Here is a 1,183-nt window from a genome sequence, read left to right as displayed (position 1 = left end):
TCACCGAAAAAACTGGGTCTGAAGCCCCGCCCTTAAGGCCTACGGCCCGCTGACGCGACAGGGCGGCTTTCATGTGTGTACAATACAACCCATGAAACAGACTCTAACACTGGTTTGTAAGTCCAACCCACGCCCGAACAGGCGGCCAAAATACAAGCCACACTCCAGGCCTTTGCCGCCGCTTGCCACTACACCAACCAAACGGTCAAGCCAAATATCTGCAACCCTGTTGCCATTCAGGCACAGGTGTACCAAACCCTGCGCAGCGAGTTCGGACTCAGTGCCAACCTAGCCGTTAGAGTCTGTGCAAGAGTGGGAGCTAACCGCAAGACTGCCAAAACTCAAGGTCGCCCCGTCAAAACATTCAAGCCCACTTCCGCCGACTACGACGCTCGCCTCTTCTCCTATCGGGAACAGGACGAGACCGTCAGCCTGTGCTTGGTGGGGGGACGGGAGCGAATTCAGTTGCGTTTGGGCAACTATCAAAGGGGCAAGTTGCGGGGACAAAAACCGACCTCTGCCCAGCTTTGCCAACATCGAGACGGCTCGTACTATGTCCACATCCAACTGACCGAGCAGGTGCCTGAGCCGCAGCAGGCCGTTCAGGTCAAAGGACTCCGTCCCGCTGTCGCGATTGGGGTGGACTTGGGCAGGAGAGAGATTGCCAAGACCAGCACCGACAGGGGGTGGGATGGACAGCAGTTGAACCAAACCAGAGATCGGTTCAGCCGAGTGCGCAGGTCGCTGCAGAGAAAAGCCTCGAAAGGCACAAGGTCGACTCGCCGCAGGGCGAGACAAATCTTGCAACGGCTGTCGGGGCGGGAGCGGCGGTTTCAGACTTGGCTCAACCACACCATCAGTGCCTCCATTGTCCGGGAAGCGCAACAGAAGCAGGCAGTCCTTGCCCTTGAGGACTTGACGGGGATCAGAGAGCGCATCAACCGACAGCCTCGCAGCAAAGCCGAACGGCGCAGGGGGAACAGTTGGGCGTTCTACCAACTCCGTCAATTTCTGGAGTACAAGGCTGTGGGAGCAGGGGTTGCTTTGATTCTGGTTCCGCCTGCCTACACGTCGCAGACCTGCCACCGGTGTTTGCACATTCATCCTGACCCTGAACAGTCCTATCGCCGTGGGAAGCAGTTTAAGTGTGGGCATTGTGGATGGGAAGGGGATGCGGACTGGA

The 1,183-nt window shown here is 57.9% G+C and carries 1 pseudogene; it reads left to right on the top strand.

Annotation, left to right across the window (positions count from 1 at the left end):
- Window positions 1–91: 91 nt before the first annotated feature.
- Window positions 92–1,183, top strand: a pseudogene (locus tag ACVWZ1_RS14355) (RNA-guided endonuclease InsQ/TnpB family protein); the annotation flags it as partial.

It is taken from the genome of Thermostichus sp. MS-CIW-25 (assembly GCF_054060015.1).
This window is presented reverse-complemented; position numbering and strand designations above follow the sequence as displayed.